Raw genomic sequence first — 3,129 nt, forward strand, 5'->3', positions numbered from 1 at the left:
TATTCTGAATCTGCTGTTAATATAGCTTCGAACTTGCGAATAGATTTTTATTGAATTCCAACTTGTCATCAATAGATGTTAAGAAGTTCATAAAGAGCTTCTGATATTTTGAAAACTGACATACTTGTTTTATTTTAGATTAATTAAAGATAAGAAGTATGAGACGACTAATAATTATATCTTTATTGCTGATGGTATCAGTAATAACAAACGGACAGACGGTGATGAAAAAAGGAAACTATAATAAATTGAATGAGCTTGAAAAGCGTGTGATTCTTAATAAGGGAACAGAATATCCACATACAGGTGAATACGTTAATCACAAAGAGAAAGGCGTTTATGTATGTAAGCAATGTAATTTGCCTTTGTACCGATCTGACGACAAATTTGATTCACATTGTGGGTGGCCAAGTTTCGATGATGAAATTGAAGGAGCTGTTACACATCTACCAGATGCTGATGGAAGACGTATAGAAATCATCTGTTCTAACTGTAAAGGACATTTGGGACATGTATTCAGAAATGAAGGTTTCACAGAGAAGAATACACGTCATTGTGTCAATTCAATTTCATTGAAATTTATTCCTGTGTCAACTAAAGAAAAGATTAGTGATTAACACTACAATATATATTCAGACGCAGATTTTAATGATCGAATATGATCTCTGTGCAAGACTGAAATAGATATTTTTTAAATCATAAAAAATCATATTTAATCAGCGTCTAAACATTCTTTGATCTGCGAGAAAATTTAAATAATAAGGGCAGTTAGTAGCGAATACGCTATTCTAACTGCCCTTGTTTTTACCTTATTACAATTCTGCTTGTTTTGAATGAGTCAGAACTTAAATAGCTTGAGTTTTATTTTTAAGCCAAGCTTTGTGTTTTTCATCCAGTTGCGGTGTCAGGCTGTCATATACTTTTTGGTGGTAATGGTTGAGCCAGTTCTTTTCAAGTTTACTTAGCAGGCTTAAATCTAAAGCTTTGGTGTCAAATGGAAATAGAGTTAGTGTATCGAACTCTAAGAATTCACCATATTCGGTAGTAAGCTTCTCTTTACAAAGAATCAGGTTTTCGTGACGAATGCCATAGGCGCCTTCTTTATAGAAACCAGGTTCGTTTGAAGTAATCATGCCTGGAAGAATAGCTTGCTCTTTTAATTCCTGACGAATACTTTGTGGACCTTCGTGAACGTTTAAGAAACAGCCAACACCATGTCCGGTTCCGTGTCCATAGTTTTTACCATATTGCCAAAGAGCCTGACGCGCTAAAATATCAATATTACAACCTCGAGTTCCCTTAGGAAAAACGGCTAAAGTCATTTGAATCATACCCTTTAAAACCAAGGTGAAATCCATTTTCTCTTCTGGAGTCAGCACTCCTAGAGCTGTGGTACGTGTAATATCTGTGGTACCGTTCATATATTGTCCGCCAGAATCGATAAGAAGAATTCCTTCGGCTTTAATTTCACAATCGGTTTCAGTTGTTGTAGAATAGTGTGGGGACGCACCATGTGCCTTATAAGCAACAATACTACCGAAACTTTCACCCATGAAGTGTTTTTGTCGAGATCTGAATTCTCTAAGCTTATCTATTAGTGTAAACTCAGTAATCGTTGTTTTACCAAGATTCTCTTCGAGCCAACAGAAAAATTGAGTCAAAGCCAAGCCATCTTGAAGCATTGCTTCCTTCATGCCTTTTATCTCAGTCTGATTTTTCTGGCTTTTTAGTAGTTGAGACGGGTTCTCCTTTTCTATAATATTGGCAGTAATAGAGCGGTATATTCTTAAATTACTACGATTACTATCAAGAAGTACATTTTCAGAGCCTCGAAGCTCTTCCAGGTCATTGCAGATTTGGTTATAATCAGATGTAAGAATTCCATCATTATTAAGGTCGAGGATAAGCTTATCATCTAGTTTCGATTGATCTATATAGAGAGTGCATGAATCTTCGTGGATTAAAGCGTAAGCAATCGCAACTGGGTTGAAGTCAACATCCTGACCTCTAAGATTAAAAATCCAAGCAATATCATCAAGACTTCCCACAAAGTGATGCTTGGCATCAAGCTTATGCATTTCATTACGAATGATAGCTAGTTTTTCTTTTCGTGATTTGCCAGCAAATTCTACTGGGTGTTCAAATATTTTGTGATTGGGAAGACTAGGTCTATTACTCCAGATCTCATTGATCAAGTCATCCTCTTCATTGATATGGATAGATAAGTCGCCAAGTTTATTTTTTAATTCTTTGGTTTGAGCAATTGAAAAACAAGTTCCATCGAAGCCAATATTAGCTTCAAACTCTAGCTCAGAAAGTAACCATTGGTATTGGTTTGGTACACCAGTTGCTCCCATTCTAAAAAGATCAATACCACTTCCTTCCAGTTCTTTTTCAGCTTGTAAAAAATAACGAGAATCTGTCCATAAACCTGCTTTTTCACGAGTAACAACTACAGTTCCGGCAGATCCTGTAAAGCCAGATATCCATTGACGAGCAGTCCAGTATTCTGGAACATATTCACTCATATGAGGATCTGAACTGGTTATGATGTAAGCGTGGATTTCTTTTTCTTCCATCAGTGAGCGCAATGCATTCACTCTTTCTAAAATGGTCATAATTAAGTTTCGTTATTGTTTATTCGATAAAAATACGATTAAAGCAATGTTTGACACTAATAATCAGAAGAAAATTTTAAAAGAGAATAAACTTTTATTTTAATTATTAAACTTTAAAGTTTCAAACAAAAAGAATCCCTCTTTCAAAACTGAGAGAGGGATTATGTATATGTAAAAAAGTCTATTGAAGACTCACATTGCCATATTTACTAATCACATGAACATTTGCTTTAGGAGAATCTTTATGACCTATTAGCACCTTGATCTTAGTTTCAGAATTGTTTTTTACTTCTTCTATAACCTGAGAATCGCTTGGGTAGCTAATACCACAATATTTGGTTTCAGCATCTAGCATATAGGATGCCCCTTCTGCAATTGATATGCTACAAGGTACGTATTGATTATCTATGCTAATATTTTCAAAATCTGAAGATACATTGTCAATTTTACAGTTTCCATATCTTAGGGTCAGATTAAGGTTGCGACTTACATTTCCAATCTTGATATCAGA

General features: G+C 35.0%; 3 protein-coding genes. 1 reads left to right on the top strand and 2 read right to left on the bottom strand.

Annotated features, from left to right (window positions below):
- The first annotated feature begins 158 nt into the window (after nt 1-158).
- Complete coding sequence (locus ABY905_RS15495; protein ID WP_372645503.1) at nt 159-617, top strand: methionine-R-sulfoxide reductase; 459 nt, start codon at nt 159-161, stop codon at nt 615-617.
- Nucleotides 618-845: 228 nt separating this feature from the next.
- On the opposite strand, the gene ABY905_RS15500 is transcribed toward ABY905_RS15495, so the two are convergent.
- Both ABY905_RS15500 and ABY905_RS15505 read right to left on the bottom strand, forming a co-directional pair.
- The gene (locus ABY905_RS15500) at nt 846-2,618 is read right to left on the bottom strand and encodes an aminopeptidase P family protein (RefSeq protein WP_372645505.1); all 1,773 of its coding nucleotides are present in this window, start codon (nt 2,616-2,618) and stop codon (nt 846-848) included.
- Between the two features lie 181 nt (nt 2,619-2,799).
- A partial coding sequence (locus ABY905_RS15505; protein ID WP_372645507.1) for a hypothetical protein occupies nt 2,800-3,129 on the bottom strand: 330 nt, incomplete at its 5' end.

The sequence above is a fragment of the Ancylomarina sp. genome (assembly GCF_041555295.1).
Classification (GTDB): Bacteria; Bacteroidota; Bacteroidia; order Bacteroidales; family Marinifilaceae; genus Ancylomarina.